The sequence below is a fragment of the Streptomyces sp. XY431 genome, assembly GCF_001279805.1.
GTDB classification, from domain to species: Bacteria; Actinomycetota; Actinomycetes; order Streptomycetales; family Streptomycetaceae; genus Kitasatospora; species Kitasatospora purpeofusca.
On record NZ_LGDO01000093.1, the window covers coordinates 1 to 26,381 of the forward strand.

The window sequence follows — 26,381 nt, forward strand, 5'->3', positions numbered from 1 at the left end:
GGCCTCCGAACCCGAACTGCTGCACGAGGTCGGCAGCAGGGCGACGGGGGTGGCGAGGGCGAGGGCGGGGGCCAGGGGCCGGGTGCGGCGGGTCACGGTGCTCGAACTCCGAGTGGGGTCAGGTGGGTTCGGTGACGGGCCGACCGACGGTCAGCTCGTGCGGCAGGGTGCGCCAGGGGTTGTCCCCGGTGCCCGGCACGGCGCAGCCGACGCCGGCCCGGCGGGCGGCGATCAGCGCGGCGGCCTCCCCGGAGAGTTCGGCGGGCACGTCGTAGACCAGGTGGCAGAACCGGGCGGCGGCGTGCCGGCCGGTCCACAGCGGCAGGGCCAGTTCCTGGTACGCCGTCCAGTCGCCCTCGAAGGTGACCAGCAGGTCGGCCAGGCCGACCTCGGCGTACCCGGGGTCCGGGTGGTCCCCGTGGCCGAACACCACGGTGGCGCAGCCGGCGGCGCGGGCCGCGGTGGCGAGGCGCCGGTAGTGCGGCAGCGCGCCGGGCGCGGCCGACACCTGGTCGAGGTAGACACCGGTGATGCCGTGGCGCTGACGGTAGGTCAGGATGTCGCTCACCACGGCGGCGTGCGGCCGCCGGCCGTAGTCGGTGTCGGCGTAGCCGAGCAGCGGCAGACCGGCCTTGCGGAGTTCCTCCGCGGCCTCGGTGAACACGTGGTCGGGGTCGCCCGGCCCGTCGGCGAGGTTGAGCACGACGGCGGCGATCCGCTTCGGGTCGGCGGCGGCGACCGCCTGCCAGGCCGCCGGGTCCACCGCGGGGTGGACGTACAGCGGCACCAGCAGGCGGCCGTCGTGGTGGCTCCCGCCCGTCATGCGGTGGCCAGCGGTTCGGTGGAGAGCCAGAGGTCGCGCAGGGTCTCGTCGAGCCCGGTCTCCGGGTGCCAGCCGAGTGCCCCGGCGGCGGCCGACACGTCGGCCTGCTGCCAGGAGACGGCGGCGGAGCGCTCGGAGCCGGCGCCGCTCTCGTCGATCCGGCCGGTGAAGCCGGCTGCCGCGACCAGGCCGTCGGCGATCGCCCGGACCGGCCGGGCCTGCCCGGAGGCCAGGTTGAGCAGCCGCGGCAGCGGACCCTCGGCGGCCACCGCGAGGGCGACCGCGCGGGCGATGTCCCGGGCGTCGACGAAGTCTCGGTGGGCCGAGAGGTCCCCGACCCGCACCACCCCGTCGGTGCCCTCCGGCGCGGCCCGGCGCAGCTCGGCGGCGAGCCGGCCGGGCAGCGAACCGGCCGGGGCACCGGGGCCGACCGGGTTGAACACCCGGAGCACCACGGCGTCCAGCGGCGAGCCGGCCACCGCGAGGGAGCCGGCCAGCTTGGTGGCGCCGTAGACGCCGACCGGTCGGGCGTCGGCGTCCTCGGCGAGCGAGCTGCCGGGGGCGCAGACGCCGTACTCGCCGGCCGAGCCGATGTGCACCAGCCGGGCCTTCGGGGCGCCCTGTTCGAGCGCCTCGCAGAGCACGGCCGGGCCGCGGGCGTTGACCTCGGCGAGCTTGACGGCGCTGCCGGCCACCGCGCCCGCGAAGTTGACCACCGCGTCCGGGGCGTGCGCGGCCAGTTCCTCGCCGAGCGGGCCGGCCTGGGCGGTGGCCAGGTCGAGCCGCAGGTCGTGGTCGGGCCGCCGCCCGGCGGTCAGCACGGTGGCACCCGGCAGGGACCGCAGGGCGGTGGCGGCGTGGCGGCCGAGGAAGCCGTCGGCGCCGAGCAGCAGGATCCTCACGCGGCCCGTCCGTCGTTCTCGGGGCCGGTCGGTACCGTCGCGGCCGGCTGCCCGTCGGCGGCGTCGACGGCGCTGCGGGCGGCGGGGACCGGCCGGTCCTGGCCGTTCGGCACCGCGTACAGGCCCTCTCCCGCAGCGGGGCCGGCGGTGGCCGGCCCGTCCGGGAGCAGCAGCGAGCGGTTGAGCGAGAACTCGGCGTTGGCCCGGTCGTAGTCGTCCGGGCGGCCGATGTCGAGCCAGTAGCCGTCGAACTCGTAGGCGGACGGCGGGGTCTTGGCGGCCAGCAGGTCCAGCACCAGTTCGTCGAAGCCCAGCGGCAGACCCGGGGTGTACTTGGCGAGCGCGGCGCGGGAGACGCCGTACACGCCCATCGAGACCCGGTAGTCGATGCTCGGCTTCTCCTGGAAACCGGTGATGGCACCGTCCTCGGCGGTCAGCACGCCGAAGTCGATCTTCACCTGGCGGGCGTAGGTGGCGATGGTGAGCGGGGCCCCGGACGACTCGTGGTGCTTGAGCACCCCGGCGAAGTCCAGGTCGGTGAGGACGTCGCCGTTCATCACCAGGAAGTTGTCCGGCAGCCGGTCCTGCATGGTGAGCAGCGGACCGAGGGTGCCGAGCGGGCTGTCCTCGACCGCGTAGCCGACCCGCAGCCCCCACTGGGAGCCGTTGCCGACGTAGGCGCGGATGATGTGGCCGAGGTGGCCGATGGCCAGGGTGACGGTCTTGAAGCCCGCGGCGGCGAGCTGGCGCATCACGATCTCCAGGATCGCGTGCTGGTCGCCGATCGGGACGAGCGGCTTGGGAAGCGCGGTGGTGTACGGGCGGAGTCGAACGCCCTTACCGCCGGCCAGGATCACTGCGTGCATGGTGGTTCCCCCACGGAAGTCGGTGCGACAAGGGGCCTTCGGTGCCGGAGTGGCCGGAAGGCGGGACCGGGTCAGACGTTGTAGATGTCGGTCTTGTAGCGGGCCAGGTTCGACGGGTCGCGGAAGAACTCGATGGTCTGCTCCAGGCCCTCCTCCAGGGAGTACTGCGGGGTCCAGCCGGTGGCGGTGCGCAGCCGGGTGGCGTCGGCGACCAGGCGCATCACCTCGGAGTTGGTCGGACGGATGCGCTGCTCGTCCTCCTTGACCGTGACGTCGACGCCCATCAGCTTGCCGACCAGGGTGACCAGGTCGCCGACCGAGATCTCGCCGCCGGTGCCGGCGTTGAAGGTGCGGCCGACGACGGCCTCGGCGGGCGCGGTGCCGACGGTGCGGAAGGCCAGCGCGGTGTCCTTGACGAACATGAAGTCACGGGTCGGGCGCAGGTCGCCGAGGGTGATCTCGGTCTCGCCGGCCGCGAGCTGGGCGATCACGGTCGGGATGACGGCGCGCATCGACTGGCGCGGGCCGAAGGTGTTGAACGGGCGCAGGGTGACGACCGGGGTCTCGAAGCTGGCGTGGTAGCTGTCGGCCAGCCGGTCCCCGCCGGCCTTGGAGGCGGCGTACGGGGACTGGGTGTTGATCGGGTGGTCCTCGGAGATCGGCACGGTCTGCGCGGTGCCGTAGGTCTCGCTGGTCGAGGTGTGCACCAGGCGGGGGATGTCCAGGTGGCGGACGGCCTCCAGGACGTTCAGGGTGCCGGTGACGTTGGTCTCGATGTACGAGTGCGGGGCCTGGTAGGAGTACGGGATCGCGATCAGGGCGGCCAGGTGGTAGACCGCCTCGGTGCCCTTCACCAGGCCGTTCACGGAGCCGGGGTCGCGGACGTCGCCGAGGACGATCTCGACGGAGTCCAGCACCTCCTTGGAGAGGGTCTCCAGCCAGCCGAAGGACGAGAACGAGTTGTACTGGACCATCGCGCGGACATGGTGCCCGTCGGCGACCAGGGCTTCGACGAGGTGGGAGCCGATGAAGCCCTCGGCTCCGGTGACGGCGACGCTGCTCATGGTGATTCGCTTCCTGTGTCTTTCGGGGACGTGTACTGCACGGACCGGCCGGGTGCGGTGACGGTGTGGTGACCCGGCCGGAGGTGGTTCGGTCGGTGCTGGTTCCGTGGTGCGCTGTTCAGCTGTTCAGCGGTGCCGGTTCAGCGGGCGCCGCATCAGCGGTGCTTGGTGGTGCGGCCGAGCACGGGCCCGGCGATGGCGGTGAGGACGGCCGCCGCGGCCCCGCAGCCGATCAGCTGCAGGACGGTCGGGTCCGCACCGGTCAGCAGTCCGGCGCACTCGGCGCCCGCGGCTGCCAGACAGATGAGGGCGGTGCTCCAGCTGAGCCCGAAGGCGTTCAGCAGCAGCGCCAGCCAGAGCGAGCCGCCCAGCAGCAGCAGCGCGCCGAGCTCCGGGACGCCCAGCGCCGGGGCGCCGGGCCAGAGCACGGTGGCGGCGGCGTCGAGGGCGGCCACGGTGGTGAGGTAGATGAAGAGGCAGCCGAGCAGTACGCCGCCGGTGCGGCGGCCGAACTCGACCGGGGTGTGACTGGTGCGCAGCGCGGCCACGGCCATCGCCCGGTAGCGGAAGAGCAGCCACTCGGCGAGTCCGAGGCTCAGGGTCAGGGCGATCATGGCCGGCCCCGTCGGGCTGGTCGAGACGCCTTCGGCGCTGCCGGTGCGCACCGCCTGGTGCACGGTGACGCCGAGTCCGGCGATCAGGGTCAGGGTGCCGACCGCGAGGCCGAACAGCAGGTGCGGGACCTCCTTGGACAGCGGCAGTCGCAGCGGGGCCGGATCGGCCTCGCCGCGTCGGCAGCGCAGCAGTTCCCGGGCGGCGAGCCAGACCGCGAGGCCGAGCGAGGCCAGCAGCACCGAGGTGCGGACGACCTGCGGGACATCGACGGCGAGCACGACCCCCGCTCCGACGGCCGACGGCGCCAGTGCCACCAGCAGGAACTTCTCCCGGCCGAGCACCAGCAGCACGGTGGCCGCCGCGAGGTAGCCGGACTGTCCGGCGGCGAAGCACAGCGCGCCCAGCGGCCCGCCGACCACGTAGCCGGCGACGGCCGCGGTCAGCGCGCCGAGCGGTGCCCCGATCGCCAGACAGGCCGCGGCCGACCGCCGCCGCCCCCGGCCCAGCCAGGTGTAGGAGCGGTGGGCCAGGGCCTGGTTCCAGGACCAGCTGACCAGGGTCGCGACGGACAGCGCGAGCATGCCCGAGGGCAGTCCGAAGCGCATCCGGTCGGCGGCGAAGAGGTTGGCACCGAGCAGGTAGCCGAGGCCGGGCAGGGCGAACACCAGGCCGCGCACGACGCACCGCCAGGGGTCGGCCCGCCAGGGGTTGGCGAACTCGGCACTCGGCCCGGGGTAGCGGCGCTCGACCCGTTCGAACAGTTCCTCGGCGACGGTGAAGGAGTCGGGGCGGCCGTACAGCAGGGCCGCCTGCTCGTCGGAGAGGCCGTCGGACTCCAGGATGGCCGCGATCTCGTAGGGGTGGACCGCGTCCGCGCAGATCTCGCGCAGCCGGTCGGCGAGCTCGTCCAGCGGGTCGGCGGAGAGGTCGAGCTGCTCCGGCACCGGCGGGCGCTGGGCCGGCAGGGTCGGGCGGCGTCGCTTCAGCGGCAGTACCCGCAGCTGGACGGTCTCGTCGACCGCCTCGTCGGGGACCAGTCGCAGGGGCCCGCTCATGCGGTCACCTCGCGGTACCCGCGCCCGCCGACGACGGTCGTGCTTCGCCCGCTCATGCGGTCACCTCGCTGCGCTCCTGCTCGGCCGCCTGCTCCCAGTCCGGGTCCGGCGGGCCGTCGGTGACGGCGACCACGCCCTCGGGGAGCCAGCGGGCGGTGCCCAGCAGTTCGGTGTAGATGCCGCGGAAGCCGTCGATGTTCTGGCGGAGCGTGAACTGGTCGATCACCCGCAGCCGGGCCTGCTCGCCGAGCCGGGCCCGGCGCTCCGCGTCGCGCAGCAGCTCGATCGCGGCCGCCGCCATCGGCTCGGGCTCGCGCGGGGGGACGACCAGGCCGGTGTCGCCGACCGCCTCGCGCACACCGCCGACATCGGTCGAGACGGTGGCGCGGCCGCAGGACATCGCTTCGATCAGGGTGAACGGGAAGCCCTCGCTGATCGAGGAGAGCATCACCACGTTCCCGGCCGCGTACGCGTCGGTGATGTCCGCGACCCGGCCCTCGAAGACCACCGAGTCCCCTGTGCCGAGCTCGGCGGCCAGCGCCTCGCACTTCTCGCGGTAGGCCTCGCCGCCCTTGGGCGTGCCACCGAACAGCCGCAGCCGGGCGTCGGGTATCTCGCGCCGCACGATCGCGAACGCGCGTATCAGCGTCTCGAGGTCCTTGATCGGGTCGACCCGGCCGGCCCAGCTGAGCGTCGGGGTCTCCGGCTCGGGCCCGGCGGGCGGGAAGGCCGCCGGGTCGACGCCGTTGTACACGGTGCGGATGTGCGTGGAGGGCGTGCCGCCGCGCTCCTCCCAGCGCCGGTTGTACCGGTTGCCGGGGGTGACCAGCGCGGCCCGTCGGTAGCTCTCCTCGGCGAGCATCCGGTAGAAGCCGAGCAGCAGCGCCTTGACCGGCCAGCGGTACGGGCCGGTGCGGTAGCCGAGGTAGCGCTCGCGCAGGTAGATGCCGTGCTCGGTCAGCAGAAACGGTACGCCGTACTGCTGCGAGGCGATCAGGCCCGGCAGGGTGGCGAGGCCGCCGCTGGCGGCGTGCGCCACGCCGTCGCGCGGCGGCTCGACCGAGAGCGGCCGCAGGGCGTGCTCCAGCAGGTCGGTGGCGTTCAGCGCGTCGTGCATGGTGGGCCGGGAGACCGCGGTGGAGAGGTAGTCGCGGGTCCACACGTGCTGCAGGGTGCGCAGGGCGCGCTCGCTGCGCAGCGCCGGGCTGAGCAGCCCGCGTCGGGCGAGGTCGGCGAAGCCGTACAGCTCGGTACCGAAGTGGGTGGTGTAGACCGGGTCCAGGACGGAGTGCAGGAAGCGCTCGTAGGCGTTCAGGAAGCGGCGCATCTCCTTGCCGCGCGGCGCCTTGGCCTCCGAGGCCGGGCCCCACAGCGGAGCCGTGGTGACCGACCGCACGTTGGCGGGCAGCTCCCAGGCCAGTGCTTCGTGTCCGGTACCGGTGACGGCGATGATGTCGAACTCGACGTCCGGCATGCCCTGTACGAGTTGGTCGCACCAGACACTCACGCCGCCGTGCTGGTGCGGGTACGTCCCCTCGGTGAGCAGGGTGACGCGCATCTCTGTCCCCCCTCCTGTTCTTGCCTCAAGCTCCCGGCCGAGTCGGCCGGTGGGTGGTGCCGGTGGCGGGCCGGGGGAGCCGACCCGCCACCGGGTTCACCTGTCTAGCGGGTGCCGGACGTGCCGGCGGTCTTCTTGACGGGTTCGGCCTTCCCCCCGGAGGCCTTGCCGTGCTGTGCGGTGTCGCCCTTGCCGGCGGCCTTCCCGGTGGTACCGGTCGCCTTACCAGCAGTGGTACCAGCAGCGGCGTTCTTGCCCGCCACCGGGGCCCCACTGCCGGGGACGAGGGTCGGCGCGTCGGTGCGGTCGGTGTCGCCCGGACCGGCCGGGACGGCGTCCGCGGTGCCCTGCGGGACGACCTTGGTGTCGGCCGGCGCCGGGGCCGCGACGGACTTGGCCGCGACCGACGGGCTGACGGCCGCCGGGGCGGCCGGCGCGGCCGGCAGCTGCAGCTGGACCGCGCTCTGCAGCTGGCCGGGCTTGACCCAGCCGGACAGCGAGCCCGCGTAGGCGGTGCCGAACGCGGCGGTGCCGATGGCGAGCTGCTGGACCGTGCCGGTCGGCATGGTGGCCTGGACCTGGACGCCGGACGGGGCGCTGACCCGGACCGCGTTGCCGACGCGGTAGGCGGTGACCTGGCCGGCGGAGACGGCGTTGCTCCAGGCCGCGCGGCGCTGGAACTCCAGACCGAGGTCCTTCTGCGCCAGGTTCACGACCGGGGTGTTGTCGGCGTGCAGCGAGCGGTAGGTCGAGAGGACCTTCTCCAGCACCGGGTAGACGATCCGGTCCTCGGACAGGTTCGACTGGTGGATGAAGTGCGGCCGCGGGTCGTTGTTCAGCACGTGGCCGAGGTCGATCCGGGCCTCCAGCGGCACGATGTACGACTGGTAGCCGGTGTTCACGTCGAGCGGGGCCGGCAGGCAGGTGGAGTTGGCGTTGCTCTCGCAGACGCCGCTGCCACCGTTGGCCGCGCTGGTGTAGATCCAGTTGTACTCGTCGGTCTCCTCCTTCGCCGTGGCGGCGTTGTAGAAGACGTTCATCGGGTAGCGCGGGACGGTCAGCGCCGCGCCGACGGCCCGCTGCGCGGGCTCGCGGGAGGCGTCGCTGGCGGTCCACTTGACCCCGTTGGCGGCCAGCGACGGGGCCAGGTACGGGTTGTCGCTGGTCTCCTGCGGCGCGGTCAGCAGACCGGAGTGCTCACCGGTGACGAGCTCGGTCCGGTCCAGGGTCAGGCCCCGGGCGGCCGCCCAGTCGAGGTTGTTCTTGATCTGGGAGGTGATGGTGGCCTGGTCGACCCAGACGGTGCTGCCCGCGGCGTTCTTGGTGCACTTCCACGGGACCACCGAGACGTCCTGGAGGCAGCCCAGGTACGGGTGGGTGTAGGTGTGGTTGACCCACCGGTAGCTGCTCTGGTCGGCGATCATCCGGTCGACCACCGGGTCGGCGGTCGTCTCGTGGTCGGCCTTCCAGTCCTCGCTGCCGCCGCCGTTGAACACCATGTCCATGGTGAAGTTGTGGTCGAGCTGCCACTGCTTGGCGAACTGCGCGTCGGCGACCGTCATCCGGATCGGGTTGGCGGTCTCCGGGGTGCCGGGCGGGCAGGTGACGTCACCGGGGGTGCACTTCAGCACGGTGTCCCAGCGGTCGTCGGCCAGGAAGACGTCGTCGACGTGGGCCGCGAAGTAGTTGCGGTCGTAGCCGAGGTGGACGCCCTGGGTGATCCAGTCGACGATGCCGCGGGCCAGCAGGCGGTACTGCTGCTGGTACTGGTTGTAGACGAAGGTGACGACCAGTTCCTTGCGGCCGTCGTGGGCGTACTCGCCGACCAGCGAGCCCTTGGCGGTGCTGCCGGGGATCGGCACCTCGACCAGCGGGGTGAAGCTGGAGCCGGCGGGCAGGTCGGTCCTCGGGGTGGCCAGGTAGCCGTAGCTCTCCGAGATGGCCGGGTCGTTGTCCTCGAAGGGTATGGTGCCCTTGAGGTACCCGAACGATCCGCCCAGGCCCGAGGTGGTGACCTGGCCCTGGAAGCCGTCCAGGGTCCCCATGTAGCCGGGGTCGACCGCCCAGTTCAGGCCGACGTCGGGACGGGCGTAGGTGTAGGCGTCGACCTGGCGGACACCGAACGCCGCCTCGTACGCGGCGATCGCGGCCATCTCGGCGGAGCCGGCCGTGAACGGGTTGTCGTTGGGCAGGACGATGCCCTGGTACTTGCCGCGCGGCTGGCCGTTCAGCGTGTCGCTCAGGAAGGCCGTGTCGATCACCGGGCGCCCGGCGTCGTTGAGGTCGACGAGCTTGTACGGGGTGCCCTGGCTCTTGAGCTCGGCCGCGATCGCGGCCGTGGCCGGACCGCCGTCGCTGATCACGAGAACGGTGAGGTCGATCCGGGGCGTAGTGGTGGCGGCGTGCGCGAGGGACGACTGCAGGCCACCGGCCAGCAGAACGGCTGCCGCGCAGGCGGCAACTCTTCGGGTCGCTCGACCCATGTTGTCTTTCCTCCCCTGGGCAGGGCGCTCCGCTGCTCGCGTTCACCTGCCCTGTAGCTGTTCGAGGGCAGCAGGCTGCCCGGCGCCCATCCTGGTGGAACTTGCGTTCCTGGCGGGACTGAATGGGCAGGAGTGCAGCGAATCTGTTACCAACGTTCATGGTCGGGCCATGAGCGCGCTGATTGTGGCCGAAACCGCACCGGCTACGCAAATAATCAATTAAAAATTAAAGCCCGGAACCTAGCGTTACCGCTGCTCACCCATCGTGTGAGTCGACGGATGAACCGGACCCTACACTGGCCGCGTTGCCCGTGACACTCTTGCACATCCTGTCGTTTTGATGGGCAGGTTCATGCAATATCGCTCACGGTTGTGCCATGTCACCGTCCGAATATCCAATGGGGGGCGCAGCGTGACCGATCAGCCGACCGGGGCCGCCGATTTCCCGGCCGCCCGCAGCCTGGGCCTGTTCGGCGCCGTCAACGCCCGCGACCTCGGCGGCTACCGCACGGCCGAGGGGCTGGTGCTCAGGGCCGGCGTCGCGCTGCGCAGCGACGGCCTCAACCGCCTCACCGACGAGGACCTCGGGCGACTGGCCGGGCTGGGCCTGCGCCGGATCGTCGACCTGCGCAGCCGGGACGAGGTCCGCGAGGCCGGTGCGGACCGGACGGCCGACGGCATGACCCTGCATCATGTACCGGTGTTCGCGGCGGACTTCGACATCCACGCGACACTGCGCTCGGCGCTGGCCGAACGGGATCCGGCCGGACAGCGCGCCCTGCTCGGGAACGGTCGCGCCGGGGCGATGATGACCGGCCTCTACCGGTGGTTCGTCACCGATTCCATTGCCCGCGAACAATTCGCCCGGGTGCTGAGGCTCCTGGCCGAACCGGGCGCCTCGCCGCTGCTGTTCCACTGCTCGGCCGGAAAGGACCGGACGGGGTGGACGGCGGCGGTACTGCTGACCGCTCTGAGGGTGGACCGGGAAACGGTGGTCACGGATTATCTGCTCACCAACGAGCGTTCTGCCGCCGTGGTCGGGAGCGTCCTGGAGAGCCTGCGGGTCCGCGGTCTGATGAGCGAGCCGGAGCTGCTGCTTCCGGTCTTCCGGGCCGAGCGGCACTACCTGGAGGCGGCCTTCGAGGAGGTCGGGGCCGGCTGGCCGGACTTCGACGCGTTCTGGGCGGACGGCCTCGGGCTGGACGGGGGCGTGCTGGCGGGCCTGCGGGCCAATCTGCTGGAGTCCGGGGACCGGTCGGAGCTCGCGGCCCCGGTGGGCGCGACGGCCCCGCGGGCGGTCGCGGAGCCGCCCCTGGGCGCCGGGTCGCCGGAGGCCTGAGCCGCCCGGCCACCGCTCGGCCCACCGCCCGCCCCGTCGGCCCGGTTCAGCCCTCGGTGGTCAGGCCCTCGCGCAGCTGGGTGAGGGTCTTGGTGAGCAGCCGGGAGACGTGCATCTGGGAGATGCCGATCTCCTCGCCGATCTGGGACTGCGTCAGATTGCCGAAGAACCGCAGCATGATGATCCGGCGCTCGCGCGGCGGCAGCTTGGCCAGCAGCGGCTTGAGCGACTCCCGGTACTCCACGCCCTCCAGCGCGAGGTCCTCGTAGCCGAGCCGGTCGGCCAGCGGGCCCTCGCCGTCCTCGTCGCTCGGGCTGGAGTCCAGCGAGCTCGCCGTGTAGGCGTTCCCGACCGCCAGGCCCTCCACCACGTCCTCCTCGCTGACGCCGAGGCAGGCGGCCAGCTCGGCGACGGTCGGGGAGCGGTCGAGCCGCTGGGCGAGCTCGTCGCCGGCCTTGGTGAGCGCCAGCCGCAGCTCCTGGAGCCGCCGGGGCACCCGCACCGACCAGCTGGTGTCGCGGAAGAAGCGCTTGATCTCGCCGACCACCGTCGGCATCGCGAAGGTCGGGAACTCGACCCCGCGCTCCGGGTCGAAGCGGTCGATCGCCTTGATCAGGCCGATCGTGCCGACCTGGACGATGTCCTCCATCGGCTCGTTGCGGCTGCGGAACCGCGCCGAGGCGTAGCGGACCAGCGGCAGGTTGAGCTCGATGAGGGTGTCACGGACGTAGGTGTGCTCGGTGCTGCCCGGCGCGAGGGCGCCCAGCCGCAGGAACAGCGAGCGGGAGAGCGTCCGGGTGTCGAGCCCGGATCCCGACGCGGCTCCGGTGTCCGGCGCCGGTCCGACGTCCGGCGCTGCCCCGGAGTCCGGCGCGGTCCCGGCCCGCTGGAGCGGGATCTGCGCGGCGGAGGCCGCTTCAGCGTGGATCTCCGCAGTGCCCAGCTCTCCGGACATGCACCCACCCCCTCGTGACTGACGGTCCAACGGGTGCCGCCGGGGGAACGTTCCCGTGCTCCCGGCCGGCCCTCTTCCCCCCTCCATACCGGCTCACGATCCCCGGCAAACCCGAACGTCGCAAGATGTCACGCGGTGGTGACGCCCCGTTGTCGGGCCGTGACGCGGCGGGCCGGTCAGTCGTCCCAGGAGTTGCCGGTCCTGAGCCTGGTCAGGATCCGGGACAGCAGCCGGGACACGTGCATCTGGGACATCCCCAGCTCGGTGCTGATCTGCGACTGCGTCAGATTGGCGAAGAAGCGCAGCATGACGATCCGTCGCTCCCGCTCGGGCAGCTGGACCAGCAGGTGGCGGACCATGTCCCGGTGCTCGACCTCGGCGAGCGCGGAGTCCTCGTAGCCGAGCCGGTCGAGCAGCGCCAGGCCGCCCTCGTGCTCCTGGGCGGCCTCCAGGGAGGCCGCGTTGTAGGCCCGCCCGGCGTCCAGGCAGGCCCGGACGTCCTCCTCGGGGATGCGCAGGCTGGCGGCGATCTCCGGCACCTTGGGAGTCCGGCCGTGGACCACGGTCAGCTCCTCCATCGCCCCGCTGACCTGCACCCACAGCTCCTGGAGCCGGCGCGGGACGTGCATGGTGCGGACGTTGTCGCGGAAGTAGCGCTTGATCTCGCCGAGGATGGTCGGCAGCGCGTAGGTCGGGAACTGCACGCCGCGGCCGGGGTCGAAGCGGTCGATGGCGTTGATCAGCCCGATGGTGCCGACCTGGACGACGTCCTCCATCGGCTCGCTGCGGCTGCGGAAGCGGGTGGCGGCGTACCGGACCAGCGGGATGTTGACCTCGATCAGCGCGGCCCGGACCCGTTCCCGCTCGGGGGCGTCCGGGGGCAGCTCGGCCAGCCGCTCGAAGAGCACCCGGGTGAGGGTCCGGACGTCGACGGTGGGACGTCCGCCGGGGCCGCGCAGGCCGTCCGGGCGGAGCTCTCCGGCCGGGCTGATCACGGTGGCGAGCACCTCGTCGTCCGGTGCGCTCCCTGGTGTCCGCACGGACACGTCACCCCTCCCAATGTTGACAACGGTGGGACCTGCGGACCGGGTGCCCTGTCTCGTTCATCACCTCACCATGTCCGGCAAAACCGGTCATAGCATCACAAGGCGGGCGCATGTCGGGCAAGTACCGCGTGGAGGTGTGTTGGTGCGGCGCCGGGTGACCGGCGGTCCCGTCGGAGGGGCGGCCCGGGGATCGTTCCGGGACAGAGCAAGGCGCCCCGCCCGGGTGTCGGGCGGGGCGCCGCGGCCGTCCGGGGGACGCGCCGGCCGGGGCCGGGGCGTCCGGAGGAGGGCCCGCCGGGGTCAGACCTCGATGTCGGCGATCACCCAGGTGGCGAACTCGCGCCACTGGGCGGCCGCGGCCTGGTGGGCCGGGTGGGTGAGGTACGCCTGGAGGGCCTCGCGGTCCTCGACCAGGCTGTTGATGGCGTAGTCGTGGGCGATGTCGCGGTCGGTGGTGTTCCAGCCGCACTCCCACTCGCGCAGCTCGGGGACGACCGGGCCGAGCTCGGCGAAGGCCTTGGCGCCGGCGAGCGCGCGCTCGTCGTCCTTGCTGACGCCTTCGTTGAGCTTGAACAGGACCAGATGGCGGATCACGGTGCCGCTCCTCGCGGACGGGGTCGGATGTCGGGCCCACCGTAGCCGGTGGGTCCCGGACTACTTCACCAGGCCGGTCATGAACGTGCCGATCGCCTTGGCGGCGTTGGAGATGCCTTCGAAGCCCAACTGCACCAGCTCGGCCGCGCGGGCCGGCGAGGTGATGATCGTGTAGAGCACGAAGATGAGCAGGAGGACCATTCCGATCTTCTTCGCCTGCGCCATCCGGTGACCTTCCTCCCTGCTGTGGGCCGCCGCCGTTCGGTCCCCGAGCGGCCCGTGCAACGGGCAGCTTATCCACCCGGACGGTCTATCAAGTGTGCGACGCGTTCACCCGGCGGGACGAAGGTCCCCGCGACAGGGGCCTTTCTCCGGGTGCCGGGGCCCGGCGCGGACGGCAGGATGGTTGATGTACCGAGGATCTGGCAGGAATCACCGGTACATGGATCCGGAGCCCCCGCTGTGGGACCGGGCGCCGCGACTTCCCCCCGACGCGGCTCCCGGTTGTGGGACTCCGCCGGGGGAGCGGTCAGTCCCCCCGAGCCGCTCCCCCTTCCAGGCTCCGTACTCGACAGGCGTTGGTGGTCATCGGCCGACGGGTACGGAGCCTTTTTTCGTGCCCGGATCCGTGCCCGTGCTCGGGTCGGGGTCCGGGCCCGCTCCAGGTCCGGGTGCGTGCCAGGGTGCGTGCCCGGGAACGCCGAGAGCCCGTCCGGATCTCCGGACGGGCTCTCGGTCTGGCTGGCGGTAGCGGTGGGATTCGAACCCACGGTGAAGTTGCCCCCACACACGCTTTCGAGGCGTGCTCCTTTGGCCGCTCGGACACGCTACCGAGGGGAACTCTACCGGACGGGTGGCGCGGGAACGAAATCCGTATCCGGGGGCGGCCGCGGGGTGCGGGTCAGCGCTGGGTGTCGAAGAAGGCGCGGAGCTGCTCGCCGCATTCGTCGGCGAGGACGCCCGGGATCACCTCGGGGCGGTGGTTGAGCCGCCGGTCGCGCATCACGTCGAAGAGCGAGCCGGCCGCGCCGGCCTTCTCGTCGAGGGCGCCGTAGACCACGCGGTCGATCCGGGAGAGCACGATCGCGCCCGCGCACATGGTGCAGGGCTCCAGGGTGACGACGAGGGTGCAGCCGCTCAGCCGCCATTCGCCGACCCTGCGCGCGGCCGCGCGGACCGCGACCACCTCGGCGTGGCCGGTCGGGTCGCCGACGGCCTCCCGCTCGTTGTGGCCCCGGCCGATGATCTCGCCGTCCGGGCCGAGGACGAGCGCCCCGACCGGGACGTCCCCGGTGGCCGGCGCCAGGGCGGCCTCGGCGATGGCGAGGCGCATCGGCGCCGCCCAGCGGTCGCGGACCGGATCGGGGCGGACGGGAGCGGGCAGCGGTGGGATCGGGTGGGCGGACTGCATGGCATCCAGTGTCGGGTACGGCGGGAGCCCCGCCGTCCGGGCGGTGGCCACGGGGCGTTACCGGACGGCCTCCAGGACCTCGCCGCAGCCGAGCGCCTCGGCGATCTCCTCCAGGGCGTCGCCGGGCACCGCGCCCTCGCCGCTGAGGGAGAGCAGGGCGTCCGCGGCGAGTCCGAACTCGGTCAGCAGGTGGGCGTCGCCGAGCGGGCCTACCGGGACCCCGTTGTGGCCCTCGCCCTCCTCGTCGTCCTGCTCCTCGGCCTCGGCCTCCTCCTCCAGCTCGGCGACCAGGTTGTCGAGGTCGCCGAACTCGCTCTCCCCGGCCTGGTCCACCAGTTCGTCGGTGAGTACCGAGCCGTAGGAGCTGCGGGCGGCGGCGGCGCCGTCCGACACGAAGATGCGCGGGTCCTCCTCGCCGTCCACCCGGAGGATGGCGAACCAGGCGTCCTCCTGTTCGATGAAGACCAGGACGCTGTCGTCGTCCTGGGCCGCCCCGCGGGCCAGATCGGTCAGGTCGGCGAGGGTTTCGACGGAGTCGAGCTCCGTCTCGCTCACATCCCACCCGTCCTCGGAGCGAGCAAGCACTGCAGCGAAGTACGCCACCAGGGACACTCCCAAGATCTCGTCTCGGCTGTCGGCGCGCACGGGCGACGCGGAACTGGCCGCCCCCGCGCCAGAGGCGGCCCGCTGTTCGGACCGTCCCATCGGAATCGTGACAGAAAGCCAGGCTCTGCGGGGGGTGTTCTGCAGCGCGTCTTTGCAGGTCGTGTCGGAAGGGTTGGCCGCCGGACGGTGTACGGCGACCGGGCGGCAGCGGGACTGTGGAGAACCCGTGGAGAGCCCGTCAGATCCGGAAGGTTCGCATCCGCATCGCCTCGCGCATCCGGCGTTCCTTGGTGCGGCGGGGCTGGACCCGCTCGCGCAGTTCGCGGGCCTCGGTGAGTTCGCGCAGGAAGACAGCGCGGCGCCTGCGGCGCTCCGTCTCGGTCTCCGGACGGTCCGGGGGCGGGCCCGAGAGGCCGCCCGACGAGGTCGAGGCCTCGTCCGCCGAGCCGTTCCCGTGGTTCGGGTTGCTCGTCATAGGACCTGACTTTCCCAGATCGGCCGGGTTGATACCACAGGAGGCCGTTCCGTCCGGACATTCGCGGTGCGTCACCGCGCGTCACGGCAGAGTGAGCACCGGGCCGGACGGCGCGCGGCGCGGCCTGGCACGGCGTGTCGTACGGGCGTCCGGGCGCGGGCTAACCTCGACGCATGCGGATCCACGTCGTCGACCACCCCCTGGTCGCCCACAAGCTCTCCACCCTGCGCGACGAGCGCACCGACTCGCCGACCTTCCGTCGCCTGACCGACGAGCTGGTGACCCTCCTCGCGTACGAGGCCACCCGGGACGTCCGCACCGAGGAGGTGGAGATCACCACCCCGGTGGCCGTCACCACCGGCACCCGGCTGTCCTACCCGCGCCCGCTGGTGGTGCCGATCCTGCGGGCCGGCCTCGGCATGCTGGACGGCATGACCCGGCTGCTGCCGACCGCCGAGGTCGGCTTCCTGGGCATGGTGCGCAACGAGGAGACCCTGGAGGCCTCCACCTACGCCACCCGGATGCCGGACGACCTGTCCGGCCGCCAGGTGTACGTGCTCGACCCGATGCTGGCCACCGGCGGCACGCTGGTCGCGGCGATCCGGATGCTGATCGAGCGCGGCGCCACCGATGTCACCGCCGTGGTGCTGCTGGCCGCCCCGGAGGGCGTCGCGGTGATGGAGCGCGAGCTGTCCGGTCTGCCGGTCACCGTGGTCACCGCGGCCGTCGACGAGCGGCTGAACGAGAACGGCTACATCGTCCCGGGCCTCGGCGACGCCGGCGACCGGCTGTACGGCACGGCGGGCTGAACCCGTCCGGACGCGGATGCGAAGGAGCCCCCCGGTGCTGAGCCGGGGGGCTCCTTCGCGTTCCGGTCCGGGCTCGCGGCCCGGGCGGGTCAGCAGCTGCCGGTGCTGCTCGGGGCGGGGACCGGCCGGGTGGCCAGGGCCAGTGCGGCGGCGGCCTGGGTGTCGTCGAGCAGCGTGTTGTAGCTGTCGCCGATGACGAAGTCCACGGTGCCGTCGGTCCGGGCGTCGGCGGTGCTGGTGGCACCGGCGATCACCGAGCCGACCAGGGTGGACGCCCCGGCGCCGGCCGGGCCGGCGATCACCTGGGCGGTGCCGGGCACCTTCTTGTCCAGCTCCGCCGGGGCGTTGCCGACCTTGCCGATGGTGAAGCCGCGCTTCTTGAGCTCCTCGGCGGTACGGGCGGCCAGGCCCGCCTTGGCGGTCGCGTTGTAGACGTTCACGGTGACGGCCGCGGGCTGCGGGACGGCCGCGGGGTCGATCGGGGCGGCGGCCGAGCCGGGTACGGTCGGCGCCTCCGGGGTCGGGGCGGCCAGCGGTTTGCCGGAGGGTCCGGCGCAGGCCTGGGAGGAGGCGTTCTTGCCCTTGCCGCTGAAGATGTCCCAGAGCTGGACGCCGCCGAGGCCGATCAGCGCCAGCGCGAGCAGCGCGCCGAGCAGCGCGAAGACCTTGCGGCTCTTCTTCGGTGGGCGGCCCAGCCGCGGATAGGCGTTGCCGGTGATCCGGTACTGCTTCCCCTTCAGACCTTGGGGAGTCAACATGCTCACGGTTTGTCTCCCCCTCGTGCCAGGGCGGGGATCGGGTGAAGGTGGGGCGCGGCGTCGCGGGAAGGCGTTCGCGGCCGTAGTCAGCAGATTAGTGCCGTACGGCCGTGAAGGTACTAAACGATCATCATCCGGAGTACTCCGGGACCCGAATGGCGGCACCCCGGTACGAACGGACCGCCCCCCGGTACTGACCGGGGGGCGGTCCGACACGTGCGGCCGGGTGAACCGGCCCGGTGGTCATTCCATTTCGAGGACACGGGCGTGCAGCACCTGGCGCTGCTGGAGCGCGGCGCGGACCGCGCGGTGCAGTCCGTCCTCCAGGTACAGGTCGCCGTGCCACTTCACGACATGCGCGAAGAGGTCCCCGTAGAAGGTGGAGTCCTCCGCCAGGAGGGTCTCCAGATCCAGTTGTCCCTTGGTGGTCACCAGCTGGTCGAGTCGCACCGGGCGCGGGGCGACGTCCGCCCACTGGCGGGTGCTGGTACGGCCGTGATCCGGGTACGGCCGACCATTGCCGATGCGCTTGAAGATCACACGGAAAGCCTACCGTTTGGGCGGCGGATGGCCCAGCAGCCGTGGCGTCGCCACGCGCACCGGTGCGAGCTGCGGGCGGGGGAATGCGGCTGTTTCATGGGAAATGTCGTGTAGATCCCTCGGGATCGATGCCCGTTCCTCCGGCCCGCGGGGCCGCCGCACCGCCCGGGAGGGTGCCCGATGTCCGCTCTCGTTCCGTCCGTCGTCCGGGAGATCGCCGACGGGTACGCCTTTTCCGGGCCCGCGCTGGACCTCGGCGCGGTGCTGCTGGACGGCACCGCGTACGCCGGTGCCCCGGTGCGGGTACCGCTCGCGGTGCTCAACCGGCACGGGCTGGTGGCGGGGGCCACCGGCACCGGCAAGACCAAGACCCTCCAGCTGATCGCCGAGCAGCTGTCCGCCCAGGGCGTGCCGGTGTTCCTCGCCGACATCAAGGGCGACGTCTCCGGGGTGGCCGCGCCCGGCGAGCCGGGGGAGCGCACCGCCGCCCGGGCCGCCGAGGTGGGCCAGGACTGGCGGCCGCACGGCTGCCCGGCCGAGTTCTACGCGCTCGGCGGCCTGGGCAGCGGCATCCCCCTCCGGGCGACCGTGACCAGCTTCGGTCCGCTGCTGCTGGCCAAGGTGCTGGACCTGAACGAGACCCAGGAGTCCTCGCTCGGTCTGGTCTTCCACTACGCCGACCGCAACGGCCTGGAGCTGTACGACCTCAAGGACCTCACGGCGGTCATCACCTTCCTCACCTCGCCCGAGGGCAAGGAGGAGCTGAAGGGCATCGGCGGCATCTCCGCCGCCACCGCCGGGGTGATCCTGCGCTCGCTCACCCTGCTGGAGAACGAGGGGGCGGGGGCGTTCTTCGGCGAGCCGGAGTTCGACACCGCCGAGCTGCTCTGGACGGCGGACGGGGGCGCCGGCGTGGTCTCGGTGCTGGAGCTGCCGGCAGTGCAGGACCGGCCGCGGCTGTTCTCGACCTTCCTGATGTGGCTGCTCGCCGACCTCTACCAGGAGCTGCCGGAGGTCGGGGACCTCGACCGGCCGAAGCTGGTGTTCTTCTTCGACGAGGCGCACCTGCTGTTCAAGGGCGCCTCCAAGTCCTTCCTGGAGGCGATCACCCAGACCGTCCGGCTGATCCGTTCGAAGGGGGTCGGGATCTTCTTCGTCACCCAGACGCCGAAGGACGTGCCGGCGGACGTGCTGGCGCAGTTGGGCAACCGGGTGCAGCACGCGCTGCGGGCGTTCACCCCGGACGACGCCAAGGCGCTGAAGGCGACCGTCTCGACCTTCCCGAAGTCGCCCGCCTACGACCTGGGGGAGGTGCTGACCTCGCTCGGGACCGGCGAGGCGGTGGTCACGGTGCTGTCCGAGAAGGGCGCGCCGACGCCGGTGGCGGCGACCAGGCTGCGGGCACCGCAGTCGCTGATGGGGCCGATCGGGCCGGCGGTGCTGCAGGCCGCGGTGGACGGGTCGGCGCTGGCCGGGAAGTACCGGGACGCGATCGACCGGGAGTCGGCGTACGAGAAGCTGGCGGCGCGGGCGGCCCGGCCGGAGGCGGAGCCGGTGCCGGCGCCCGCGGGTGGTGCGGAACCGGCGCGGGAGCGGTCGTCGGAGCGGGCACCGGAGCGGGCGCAGGGGGGTGGCGGGCTGCTGGGGTCGCTGATGAGCAACCCGGCGCTCAAGTCCTTCGCCCGGTCCGCCGGGACGCAGCTCGGGCGGGAGATCTCCCGGAGCCTGTTCGGGACCTCCCGGCGGCGCCGGTGAAGGGCCGGCCGGGGCCTCAGGCCAGCGCGGCGCCGATCCGGTCCAGCGAGGACAGCCGCATCAGGCCGTAGTGGTAGAACTCGACCTCCGGCACGCCCAGGCCGCGCAGCACGGCGATCTTGGCGGCGAGGTCGGCCGCGCCGTCGCAGTCCGAGGCCATCGGGCGCAGGATCACCGCCATGTCCTGGGGGCGCACCCCGTGCAGGGCGAAGGCGGCGACCTTCTCGCGGACCGCCTCGGGCGTGCGGGCGTAGCCGAGGGTCTCGATCTGGTGGGCGGCCTTCGCCAGCCCCGGCAGGTCGATCCCGGACAGCCAGCCGGTGCCCGGGCCGCCGCCGTCCATGAAGCTCAGCCGCATGCCGTGGCGGGTCGCCTCCTCGGCCAGTTCGGCGGCCAGCGAGGTCACCGTCGCGGCCGAGGCGTCCACGTACGCGGCGACCGCGCCGTCCGCCAGCTCGTCCAGCGCGGCCGGCTCGGCGGCCGCCGCCTCGTCGGCCAGTCGGCGGCGGACCTCGGCGCGGACCGTCGCGGCCACCTCCTCGGCGGGGACGCCCGCCCGGACGGCGGCGGCCCGGCAGTGCGCGCAGAAGCAGAGCCCGAGCAGCGCCTCGGCGGCCGGGCCCAGCTCCTCGAAGTAGCGCTCGTGGTGGTAGCCGTGGCGCAGGCCGTGGAAGTGCAGCGACTCCGCCCGGATCGCGTCCACGCCGTACCGGGCCAGCTCGGTGACCAGGGTGCGGGCGTACTCGCGGACCTCCGGGTGGGCCGGGCACAGCTCGGTGAGGTGGCGGTCGCCGAAGGCGTTGGCGGGGGCGCAGTCCGGGTGCTCGAAGCCGAGCCGGTCGTTGTGGCAGAAGACCGTCCACGCGTGCAGCTTCAGGCCGCGCCGGCGGGCCTCCGCGGCGGCCTCGGCGAAGGGGTCGCGGTCGCCGATCGCGGTGGACGGCGCCGGCCGTAGCCGGCGGCCGGACCAGCGGGCCGGGTCGGGGCGGAAGTACGCCGCGCCCGGCTCCAGGTAGCGGATCACCCGGCGGGGGTTGTGCGGGAAGACGTCGCGGGCCTCGTGGTAGACCGAGGCGAGGGTGACACCGCCGACCCCGGCCCGGTCGGTGAGGTTGCCGAAGAAGGTGTCGGCGCCCTCGTCGAGGAGGTCGGTGGCGAAGGCGAGGACGGACGACTCCACGGTGCGGCTCCGGAGCAGGGGGCGGGTGCCCGCCCACGCTAACCGGCGGGGTGCGCAATGGTCTATACCTGGCCGCGGTGGCGCGCCGGGCCCGGAGGCCGGTCGCGGGGGCTCAGATGTCCAGGTCGTCGAGTTCCTTGAGCAGGGCGGAGGCCGGGCTGCCGGGTGCCGTGCCCGGGCCGGCCGCGGCGGGGGAGTGCGGCGCCCGCCGGGGCCCGCGGTCGCGCAGCAGCCAGGCGCCGAGGAGCCCGCCGGCCAGTCCGCCCAGGTGGCCCAGCCAGCTGACCCCCTGGGCGCTCGGCAGCACGCCCAGCAGGAGGTAGGAGTAGAGCGCGGCCACGACCACGCCGATCACCGTGTCCAGCGGGTTGCGGTCGAAGATCCCGCGCAGCACCACATAGCCGAAGTACCCGTAGACCACACCGCTGGCGCCCGCCGTGACGGCGTCGGGGCGCTCGAACCACCAGACCGTCAGACCGCTGGACACCACGATCAGCGCGGTCGCGAGCAGGAAGCGCCTCATGCCCCGGTACGCGGCCAGGAAGCCGAACGCGAACAGCGGCCAGGAGTTGGCCTCGATGTGGTCCCAGCCGAAGTGCAGGAACGGCATGGTGAGCAGGTCGGGCAGTTCGTCGAGCCGCCCCGAGCTCATGCCGTACTCGTAGGAGAGCCGGTAGTCGTCCAGCCAGTTCGCCACCTGGACCGCCCAGATGACGGCCAGCACGCCGAGCATCGTGAACAGCGCGGCACGGGAGTCACGGAGCAGTCGGGCGAATCGCGGAGCCATGTCCCGACTGTAGGGCCGGGCCGGGCGGTTGGTCACCCCACTAAGGTGAATCCTGTCCGTCGGCCCGCGTCCGGGCCCGGGCCTCCCCTTTTCCCCGCCGTGCCGAGAGGTGACCCTCCATGAGTGTGCGTCCGCCGCTGCCGTACGAATTCCTGCCGCAGGTGCCGTCCTTCGAGCTGACCAGCGAGGACATCGCCGAAGGCGGCACGCTGGCCCAGGAGTTCATCCACGCCGGGGGCAACCTGTCGCCGCAGCTGGCCTGGTCGGGCCTGCCGGAGGGCACCCGCTCGATCGCCGTCACCTGCTACGACCCGGACGCGCCGACCGGCTCCGGCTGGTGGCACTGGCTGGCCCTCGGCCTGCCCGCCGACACCGCCGGCCTGGCGCGCGGCGCCGGGGCCTCCGACGGCGACCTGCCGGGCGAGCACTCCTTCCACGGCCGCAACGACTTCCCGGGCAAGCAGTACGACGGCGCGGCCCCGCCGCCCGGGCCCGCGCACCGCTACGCCTTCGCCGTGCACGCCCTGGACGTGGACGCCCTGGACGTCACGGCCGACACCCCGGCGGCCCAGATCGGCTTCCACATCACCTTCCACACCCTGGCGCGGGCCGTGCTCACCGCCGAGTTCGGGGTCTGAGGACCGCTCCCGACGGCAGCGCCGCCGCCCGTGGCCGACGGGCGGCGGCGCTGTCCGTTTCCGGGCGGGGCCGGCTCGTTCGCTGGCCCTGATCCGGCCCTGCTCCTGCCCCTTTCCGCTCCCGCCTCAGGCCGGGTCGGCGGCGCGGCCGGCGCGGTCGGCGAGGGTGCGCAGGAGGGTGCGGAGCTCGGGCGGCGAGTGCACCTCGAAGTCGCAGCCGGCCATCAGCAGGCGCATCGCCAGCCATTCCAGGGAGTCGGTGCGGGAGCGCAGCCGGCAGGTGTGCTCGTCGACCGGTTCCACCTCGGTGTCGCCGTAGCCGCCCACGCGGTGCCGGGCGTCCTCGGCGGAGAGCTGCAGGGTGGCGTCCATCGTGTAGGCGGAGGACTCCCGGCGGAGCTTGCTCGCGACGTACGCGGCGGCGTCCTCGGCGGGGAGCTGACGCGGGGTGAAGCGGGCGCCGGTGGCGAAGGGGTCGCTGACCCGGTCCACCCGGAACAGCCGCCAGTCGTCCCGGTCGAGGTCGAAACCGACCAGGTACCAGCGGCGGCCGGCCGAGACCAGGCGTTCCGGCTCGACCTGGCGGCGGGTCTCGGCGCCGTTGCCGGCCCGGTAGCCGAAGCGCAGGCGCTCGTGGTTGGCGACGGCGTTGGCCATCACGGTGAGGTCCTCCGGGTCGACGGTCGGGCCGTCGCCGCCGAGCAGCGGCAGGGTGGCCCGGTCGAGGGTGGAGACCCGGTGGCGCAGCCGGGAGGGCAGCACCTGGAGCAGCTTGCCGAGGGCGCGCACCGAGGCCTCCTCGATGCCGACCACGGCGTGTCCGGCGGCGGCGCGCAGGCCGACCGCGATCGCCACCGCCTCCTCGTCGTCCAGCAGCAGCGGCGGCATCGCGGTGCCCGCGACCAGCCGGTAGCCGCCGACCGGGCCCATCGCGGCCTCGACCGGGTAGCCGAGCTCGCGGAGCCGGTCGATGTCGCGGCGGATGGTGCGGGGACTGACCCGGAGCCGTTCGGCGAGCTCGCTGCCGGGCCACTCGCGCGGGGTCTGGAGCAGGGAGAGCAGGCTGAGGAGTCGTGCCGGGGTATCGGTCATGAGGTCCAGGGTGCCGGAAGTCGAGGCCAGGATCTGACCTACATGCTTCCTAATGTGGTCCACGTGCTGATGACGGACGGCGACGAGGAGCGTGCGGTGCAGAAGGATTCGGGTTCGGGTGCGGGGGCCGGACCGGTGACGGTGTCGGACCGGCGGAGGTGGATCGCGCTGGCGATCGTGATGACCGCCTCCTTCATGGACCTGGTGGACGTCACGATCGTGAACATCGCGATCCCGAGCATCCAGGAGTCCACGGGGGCGTCGTTCTCCGCCGTGCAGTGGGTGACCGGCGGCTACGCGCTGGCCTTCGCGATCGGACTGATCACCGGCGGCCGGCTGGGCGACATCCACGGCCGGAAGCGGCTCTTCCTGATCGGCATGGCCGGCTTCACCCTCGCCTCCGCGCTCTGCGGTCTCGCGGGCGGCCCCGAGGTCCTGGTCGCGATGCGGATCCTCCAGGGCGGGACGGCGGCGCTGATGGTGCCCCAGGTGCTGTCCATCATCCACGCGACCTTCCCGGCGGAGGAGCGCGGCAAGGTCTTCGGCCTGTTCGGCGCGGTGGTCGGGCTGGGCGCGGTCAGTGGACCGCTGATCGGCGCGCTGCTGACGGAGTGGGACGTGCTCGGGCTCGGCTGGCGGCCGATCTTCCTGATCAACCTGCCGGTGGGGATCGCCGGTCTGGTGCTCGGCCGGATCTACATCGGCGAGTCGAAGGCCGAGCGGGCGCTCCGGCTGGACCTGCCGGGCGTGCTGCTGGCCAGCGCCGGACTGCTGATGCTGATCTACCCGCTGACCCACGGCCGGGAGGCCGGCTGGCCGCTCTGGGGCCACCTGGTGATGGCCGGGAGCCTCCCGGTGTTCGCGCTGTTCGTCGCGTACGAGCGGGTCAAGACCCGGCGGGACGGCTCGCCGCTGGTGGAGCTGTCGCTGTTCCGGGTGAAGTCCTTCGCGGCGGGCATCGGCGTCCAGCTGACCTTCGGTGTGGTGTCCGGGATCTTCTTCCTGGTCTGGACCCTCTACATGCAGCTCGGCCTGGGCTGGAGCCCGTTGAAGGCCGGCGCGACCGGTATCCCGTTCTCGCTCGCGGTGTCGACGGCGGCCGGGGTCTCGGTGCAGCAGCTGGTGCCCCGGTTCGGGCGGAAGGTGCTCCAGGCGGGGGCCCTGGTGATGGCCGTCGGCGTGCTCGTCTACATCGCGGAGGCGCACCGGTACGGCACCGGCATCGCGCCCTGGCAGATGGCGCTGCCGCTGGTGGTGATGGGTGCCGGGATGGGCCTGATCGTCGCGCCGATCACCAACTCGGTGCTGGCGGAGGTCCCGCAGGAGCACGCCGGCTCGGCCTCCGGGCTGATCAACACGGTGAACCAGGTGGGCATGGCGCTCGGCCTGGGGCTGGTGTCGGTGGCCTTCTTCGACGCGGTGCCGGCCGGGGCGGCCGGGGGGCCGGCGTTCGTGGGCGCGTTCCAGCACGCGATGTGGTGGGTGCTCGGGGTGCTCGCGGTGGTGTTCCTGCTGATGTTCGCGCTGCCCGCGAAGCAGCGGGCGGAGGCCGCTCCGGCCGCCGCCGAGGAGACCGAGCGGGAACTCGCCCTGGTGTAGTCACCCGGTTGCCGGGCCCCGGTCGCGCGACGCGCGCGACCGGGGCCTCCGTGCGCACACTGGGAGGGCCATGGACCGCACCCCGGTGGACTCCTCGGCGCTGCGCTCGGTCGGGTACGACGCGGCGCAGCGCGTGCTGGAGCTGGAGTTCGTCCGCGGCGGCCGGTACGCCTACCTGGCCGTGCCGCGGCGGGTGCACCGCGAGCTGATGGCGGCGGAGAGCCACGGGCGCTACTTCCTCCGGGAGATCCGCGACCGCTACGAAGTCCGGCGGCTGGGGTGAGGCTTGTGCGGTGCGGTGCGGTGCGGTGCGGCTTGTGCGGTGAGGTGCGGTGAGGCCGGTGCCGCCCGTCAGGCGGCCGTCGCGCGCCGGTAGCTGCTGCCGTCCTTGGCACGGGTGAGGCGGTGCCCCTCGACCAGGTAGCGGCGCAGGGCCGGGAAGTCGTCGTGGACCGAGCGCAGTGCCTCGTTGACCTCGACCTCGGTGTAGGAGCGGTCCGGCTCGAACAGCGTGCGGGCCAGGTGGTCCAGCAGCTGCTCGCGGCGGACCGTCCGGCGGGGCACGGCGATCAGCCGGCCGTCGGGGGCGAACAGCGAGGACACGGTGGAGGCGGCGGGGGCGGCGGCGTCGGTCATGCGCCGAGCGTCGCCTGCAAAGCGGCCGCCGGGCAACGGGTTTTCGCGGCCGGGAGCCCGCGGCTCAGGCGCGGACCTTGGTCCTCGCCCGGGCGTCCTTCGCGGCCTTCTCCTCCTTCGCGACGCGCTTCAGCTCCTGCTTGGTGGCGCGCACCCGCTCCAGCGACTCGGGCCCGGTGATGTCCGCGACCGAGCGGAACGCCCCGTCCTCGCCGTACGCCCCGGCCGCCTCGCGCCAGCCCTCCGGCCGTACGCCGTACTGCTTGCCGAGCAGCGCGAGGAAGATCTGCGACTTCTGTTTCCCGAACCCGGGAAGGGCGTTGAGCCGGCTGAGCAGTTCCCGCCCGGTCGCCACGTCCTTCCAGAGCGCGGCGGCGTCCCCGTCGTACTGCGCCACCAGGAACTGGCAGAGCTGCTGCACCCGTTTGGCCATCGCCGCCGGGTAGCGGTGCACCGCGGGCTTCTCGCAGAGCAGGGCGACGAACTCCTCCGGGTTGTAGGTGGCGATCTCGTGGGCGTCCAGGTCCTCGTGCCCCAGCCGCCCGGCGATCGTGAGCGGTCCGGTGAACGCCCATTCCATGGGCACCTGCTGGTCCAGCAGCATTCCGACGAGCGCGGCGAGCGGGCTCCGCCCGAGCAGTTCGTCGGCCTCGGGCTGCTGCGCGAGCCGCACGGTGACGTTCATGGGCTGACCTCCTCGGAGCATGGACTCGGGTCGCGCCCAGTCTGCTGGACGGGCGACGAGGGGGCGGTGTCAACACGCCATGACCAGCTGATTCCTTGGAACCGCCGGTT

Annotated in this window: 26 protein-coding genes, 1 tRNA gene and 1 pseudogene; 6 read left to right on the forward strand and 22 right to left on the reverse strand. The window is 72.9% G+C overall.

The features are described 5' to 3' along the window. Positions 1–118 precede the first annotated feature (118 nt). From ADK60_RS12495 to ADK60_RS12525, 7 genes and pseudogenes are all read right to left on the reverse strand, one after another. Positions 119–823: a spherulation-specific family 4 protein gene (locus ADK60_RS12495; RefSeq protein ID WP_053645670.1), complete on the reverse strand. Its 705-nt coding sequence runs from the start codon at positions 821–823 to the stop codon at positions 119–121. Next, a complete protein-coding gene (locus tag ADK60_RS12500) occupies positions 820–1,725 on the reverse strand; it encodes an NAD-dependent epimerase/dehydratase family protein (RefSeq protein ID WP_053645672.1) in 906 nt (301 codons plus the stop codon). The genes ADK60_RS12495 and ADK60_RS12500 overlap by 4 nt, the downstream gene beginning before the upstream one ends. A gap of 164 nt (positions 1,726–1,889) precedes the next feature. After that, a pseudogene (locus ADK60_RS12505) lies at positions 1,890–2,591 on the reverse strand (nucleotidyltransferase family protein); the annotation flags it as partial. A 71-nt stretch (positions 2,592–2,662) separates the two neighbouring features. Then, on the reverse strand, positions 2,663–3,655 hold the full coding sequence (locus ADK60_RS12510; RefSeq protein WP_045938777.1) for an SDR family NAD(P)-dependent oxidoreductase: 993 nt from the start codon (positions 3,653–3,655) through the stop codon (positions 2,663–2,665). Between the two features lie 155 nt (positions 3,656–3,810). Further along, the gene (locus ADK60_RS12515; RefSeq protein WP_053645674.1) at positions 3,811–5,325 is read right to left on the reverse strand and encodes a hypothetical protein; all 1,515 of its coding nucleotides are present in this window, start codon (positions 5,323–5,325) and stop codon (positions 3,811–3,813) included. A 52-nt stretch (positions 5,326–5,377) separates the two neighbouring features. After that, complete coding sequence (pelF, locus tag ADK60_RS12520; RefSeq protein WP_079008302.1) at positions 5,378–6,883, reverse strand: GT4 family glycosyltransferase PelF; 1,506 nt, start codon at positions 6,881–6,883, stop codon at positions 5,378–5,380. Between the two features lie 104 nt (positions 6,884–6,987). Then, a complete protein-coding gene (locus ADK60_RS12525) occupies positions 6,988–9,366 on the reverse strand; it encodes a type IV pilus biogenesis protein PilM (protein ID WP_234371053.1) in 2,379 nt (792 codons plus the stop codon). A gap of 412 nt (positions 9,367–9,778) precedes the next feature. Between ADK60_RS12525 and ADK60_RS12530 the strand changes: the two genes are divergently transcribed. Continuing rightward, positions 9,779–10,705 carry a tyrosine-protein phosphatase gene (locus ADK60_RS12530; protein WP_053645676.1) on the forward strand — a complete coding sequence of 309 codons (927 nt, stop codon included), beginning with the start codon at positions 9,779–9,781 and terminating at the stop codon, positions 10,703–10,705. A 46-nt stretch (positions 10,706–10,751) separates the two neighbouring features. Here the strand turns inward: ADK60_RS12530 and ADK60_RS12535 are convergent, their stop codons facing one another. The 8 genes from ADK60_RS12535 to ADK60_RS12565 form a co-directional block, all read right to left on the reverse strand. Continuing rightward, positions 10,752–11,660, reverse strand: coding sequence for an RNA polymerase sigma factor SigF (locus ADK60_RS12535; protein WP_053645678.1), 909 nt, complete (start codon positions 11,658–11,660; stop codon positions 10,752–10,754). Between the two features lie 176 nt (positions 11,661–11,836). Continuing rightward, the gene (locus ADK60_RS12540) at positions 11,837–12,706 is read right to left on the reverse strand and encodes an RNA polymerase sigma factor SigF (protein ID WP_078879759.1); all 870 of its coding nucleotides are present in this window, start codon (positions 12,704–12,706) and stop codon (positions 11,837–11,839) included. Between the two features lie 300 nt (positions 12,707–13,006). After that, a complete protein-coding gene (locus ADK60_RS12545) occupies positions 13,007–13,300 on the reverse strand; it encodes a Dabb family protein (protein WP_053645680.1) in 294 nt (97 codons plus the stop codon). Positions 13,301–13,360: 60 nt separating this feature from the next. Further along, positions 13,361–13,501, reverse strand: a complete 141-nt coding sequence (locus ADK60_RS45670; protein ID WP_199839657.1) for a hypothetical protein — start codon at positions 13,499–13,501, stop codon at positions 13,361–13,363. Positions 13,502–14,042: 541 nt separating this feature from the next. Continuing rightward, positions 14,043–14,132: transfer RNA gene (locus tag ADK60_RS12550), tRNA-Ser, on the reverse strand. Positions 14,133–14,201: 69 nt separating this feature from the next. Next, positions 14,202–14,711 carry a tRNA adenosine(34) deaminase TadA gene (gene tadA / locus ADK60_RS12555; protein WP_052708885.1) on the reverse strand — a complete coding sequence of 170 codons (510 nt, stop codon included), beginning with the start codon at positions 14,709–14,711 and terminating at the stop codon, positions 14,202–14,204. Between the two features lie 57 nt (positions 14,712–14,768). Continuing rightward, positions 14,769–15,266, reverse strand: coding sequence for a tRNA adenosine deaminase-associated protein (locus ADK60_RS12560; protein WP_234325858.1), 498 nt, complete (start codon positions 15,264–15,266; stop codon positions 14,769–14,771). Positions 15,267–15,555: 289 nt separating this feature from the next. Next, positions 15,556–15,792 (reverse strand): hypothetical protein, encoded by a 237-nt coding sequence (locus ADK60_RS12565; RefSeq protein ID WP_045938738.1) that lies wholly within the window; start codon positions 15,790–15,792, stop codon positions 15,556–15,558. A gap of 173 nt (positions 15,793–15,965) precedes the next feature. Between ADK60_RS12565 and upp the strand changes: the two genes are divergently transcribed. After that, the gene (gene upp, locus ADK60_RS12570; RefSeq protein ID WP_030392574.1) at positions 15,966–16,601 is read left to right on the forward strand and encodes a uracil phosphoribosyltransferase; all 636 of its coding nucleotides are present in this window, start codon (positions 15,966–15,968) and stop codon (positions 16,599–16,601) included. An 89-nt stretch (positions 16,602–16,690) separates the two neighbouring features. Here upp and ADK60_RS12575 read toward each other — a convergent pair whose 3' ends face one another. Both ADK60_RS12575 and ADK60_RS12580 read right to left on the reverse strand, forming a co-directional pair. Then, the gene (locus ADK60_RS12575) at positions 16,691–17,359 is read right to left on the reverse strand and encodes a LytR C-terminal domain-containing protein (RefSeq protein WP_052708884.1); all 669 of its coding nucleotides are present in this window, start codon (positions 17,357–17,359) and stop codon (positions 16,691–16,693) included. 243 nt (positions 17,360–17,602) lie between these two features. Beyond that, a complete protein-coding gene (locus ADK60_RS12580) occupies positions 17,603–17,899 on the reverse strand; it encodes a type II toxin-antitoxin system VapB family antitoxin (protein WP_030061387.1) in 297 nt (98 codons plus the stop codon). Positions 17,900–18,079: 180 nt separating this feature from the next. On the opposite strand from ADK60_RS12580, the gene ADK60_RS12585 reads away from it, so the two are divergent. Further along, positions 18,080–19,654 carry a helicase HerA-like domain-containing protein gene (locus tag ADK60_RS12585; RefSeq protein ID WP_053645682.1) on the forward strand — a complete coding sequence of 525 codons (1,575 nt, stop codon included), beginning with the start codon at positions 18,080–18,082 and terminating at the stop codon, positions 19,652–19,654. Positions 19,655–19,670: 16 nt separating this feature from the next. Here the strand turns inward: ADK60_RS12585 and ADK60_RS12590 are convergent, their stop codons facing one another. Together ADK60_RS12590 and ADK60_RS12595 are read right to left on the reverse strand one after the other, a co-directional pair. Then, positions 19,671–20,834: a hypothetical protein gene (locus tag ADK60_RS12590; protein WP_053645684.1), complete on the reverse strand. Its 1,164-nt coding sequence runs from the start codon at positions 20,832–20,834 to the stop codon at positions 19,671–19,673. A 112-nt stretch (positions 20,835–20,946) separates the two neighbouring features. Next, positions 20,947–21,621, reverse strand: a complete 675-nt coding sequence (locus ADK60_RS12595; RefSeq protein ID WP_053645741.1) for a rhomboid family intramembrane serine protease — start codon at positions 21,619–21,621, stop codon at positions 20,947–20,949. Between the two features lie 119 nt (positions 21,622–21,740). Between ADK60_RS12595 and ADK60_RS12600 the strand changes: the two genes are divergently transcribed. Next, positions 21,741–22,259: a YbhB/YbcL family Raf kinase inhibitor-like protein gene (locus ADK60_RS12600; protein ID WP_045938734.1), complete on the forward strand. Its 519-nt coding sequence runs from the start codon at positions 21,741–21,743 to the stop codon at positions 22,257–22,259. Positions 22,260–22,385: 126 nt separating this feature from the next. Here ADK60_RS12600 and ADK60_RS12605 read toward each other — a convergent pair whose 3' ends face one another. Then, positions 22,386–23,351, reverse strand: a complete 966-nt coding sequence (locus ADK60_RS12605; protein WP_045938733.1) for a helix-turn-helix transcriptional regulator — start codon at positions 23,349–23,351, stop codon at positions 22,386–22,388. 180 nt (positions 23,352–23,531) lie between these two features. Here ADK60_RS12605 and ADK60_RS12610 point away from each other — a divergent pair, with 180 nt between their 5' ends. Together ADK60_RS12610 and ADK60_RS12615 are read left to right on the forward strand one after the other, a co-directional pair. Continuing rightward, positions 23,532–24,950, forward strand: a complete 1,419-nt coding sequence (locus tag ADK60_RS12610) for an MFS transporter (RefSeq protein WP_234325859.1) — start codon at positions 23,532–23,534, stop codon at positions 24,948–24,950. Positions 24,951–25,020: 70 nt separating this feature from the next. Beyond that, on the forward strand, positions 25,021–25,233 hold the full coding sequence (locus ADK60_RS12615; protein ID WP_045938732.1) for a KTSC domain-containing protein: 213 nt from the start codon (positions 25,021–25,023) through the stop codon (positions 25,231–25,233). A 68-nt stretch (positions 25,234–25,301) separates the two neighbouring features. On the opposite strand, the gene ADK60_RS12620 is transcribed toward ADK60_RS12615, so the two are convergent. Both ADK60_RS12620 and ADK60_RS12625 read right to left on the reverse strand, forming a co-directional pair. Continuing rightward, positions 25,302–25,586 carry a DUF2087 domain-containing protein gene (locus ADK60_RS12620; protein WP_045938731.1) on the reverse strand — a complete coding sequence of 95 codons (285 nt, stop codon included), beginning with the start codon at positions 25,584–25,586 and terminating at the stop codon, positions 25,302–25,304. 64 nt (positions 25,587–25,650) lie between these two features. Beyond that, positions 25,651–26,271, reverse strand: a complete 621-nt coding sequence (locus ADK60_RS12625) for an HhH-GPD-type base excision DNA repair protein (protein ID WP_053645686.1) — start codon at positions 26,269–26,271, stop codon at positions 25,651–25,653. Positions 26,272–26,381: the final 110 nt, after the last annotated feature.

Excerpts from the sequence above, each read along its gene's own strand:
- ADK60_RS12585 (WP_053645682.1), top strand. The coding sequence starts at position 18,080 with ATGTCCGCTCTCGTTCCGTCCGTCGTCCGGGAGATCGCCGACGGGTAC.
- ADK60_RS12595 (WP_053645741.1), bottom strand. The coding sequence starts at position 21,621 with ATGGCTCCGCGATTCGCCCGACTGCTCCGTGACTCCCGTGCCGCGCTG.
- upp (WP_030392574.1), top strand. The coding sequence starts at position 15,966 with ATGCGGATCCACGTCGTCGACCACCCCCTGGTCGCCCACAAGCTCTCC.
- ADK60_RS12495 (WP_053645670.1), bottom strand. The coding sequence starts at position 823 with ATGACGGGCGGGAGCCACCACGACGGCCGCCTGCTGGTGCCGCTGTAC.
- ADK60_RS12565 (WP_045938738.1), bottom strand. The coding sequence starts at position 15,792 with ATGACGAGCAACCCGAACCACGGGAACGGCTCGGCGGACGAGGCCTCG.
- ADK60_RS12510 (WP_045938777.1), bottom strand. The coding sequence starts at position 3,655 with ATGAGCAGCGTCGCCGTCACCGGAGCCGAGGGCTTCATCGGCTCCCAC.
- ADK60_RS12515 (WP_053645674.1), bottom strand. The coding sequence starts at position 5,325 with ATGAGCGGGCCCCTGCGACTGGTCCCCGACGAGGCGGTCGACGAGACC.
- ADK60_RS12605 (WP_045938733.1), bottom strand. The coding sequence starts at position 23,351 with ATGACCGATACCCCGGCACGACTCCTCAGCCTGCTCTCCCTGCTCCAG.
- ADK60_RS12620 (WP_045938731.1), bottom strand. The coding sequence starts at position 25,586 with ATGACCGACGCCGCCGCCCCCGCCGCCTCCACCGTGTCCTCGCTGTTC.
- ADK60_RS12535 (WP_053645678.1), bottom strand. The coding sequence starts at position 11,660 with ATGTCCGGAGAGCTGGGCACTGCGGAGATCCACGCTGAAGCGGCCTCC.
- ADK60_RS12615 (WP_045938732.1), top strand. The coding sequence starts at position 25,021 with ATGGACCGCACCCCGGTGGACTCCTCGGCGCTGCGCTCGGTCGGGTAC.
- tadA (WP_052708885.1), bottom strand. The coding sequence starts at position 14,711 with ATGCAGTCCGCCCACCCGATCCCACCGCTGCCCGCTCCCGTCCGCCCC.
- ADK60_RS12625 (WP_053645686.1), bottom strand. The coding sequence starts at position 26,271 with ATGAACGTCACCGTGCGGCTCGCGCAGCAGCCCGAGGCCGACGAACTG.
- ADK60_RS45670 (WP_199839657.1), bottom strand. The coding sequence starts at position 13,501 with ATGGTCCTCCTGCTCATCTTCGTGCTCTACACGATCATCACCTCGCCG.
- ADK60_RS12610 (WP_234325859.1), top strand. The coding sequence starts at position 23,532 with ATGACCGCCTCCTTCATGGACCTGGTGGACGTCACGATCGTGAACATC.
- ADK60_RS12600 (WP_045938734.1), top strand. The coding sequence starts at position 21,741 with ATGAGTGTGCGTCCGCCGCTGCCGTACGAATTCCTGCCGCAGGTGCCG.
- ADK60_RS12525 (WP_234371053.1), bottom strand. The coding sequence starts at position 9,366 with ATGGGTCGAGCGACCCGAAGAGTTGCCGCCTGCGCGGCAGCCGTTCTG.
- pelF (WP_079008302.1), bottom strand. The coding sequence starts at position 6,883 with ATGCGCGTCACCCTGCTCACCGAGGGGACGTACCCGCACCAGCACGGC.
- ADK60_RS12575 (WP_052708884.1), bottom strand. The coding sequence starts at position 17,359 with ATGTTGACTCCCCAAGGTCTGAAGGGGAAGCAGTACCGGATCACCGGC.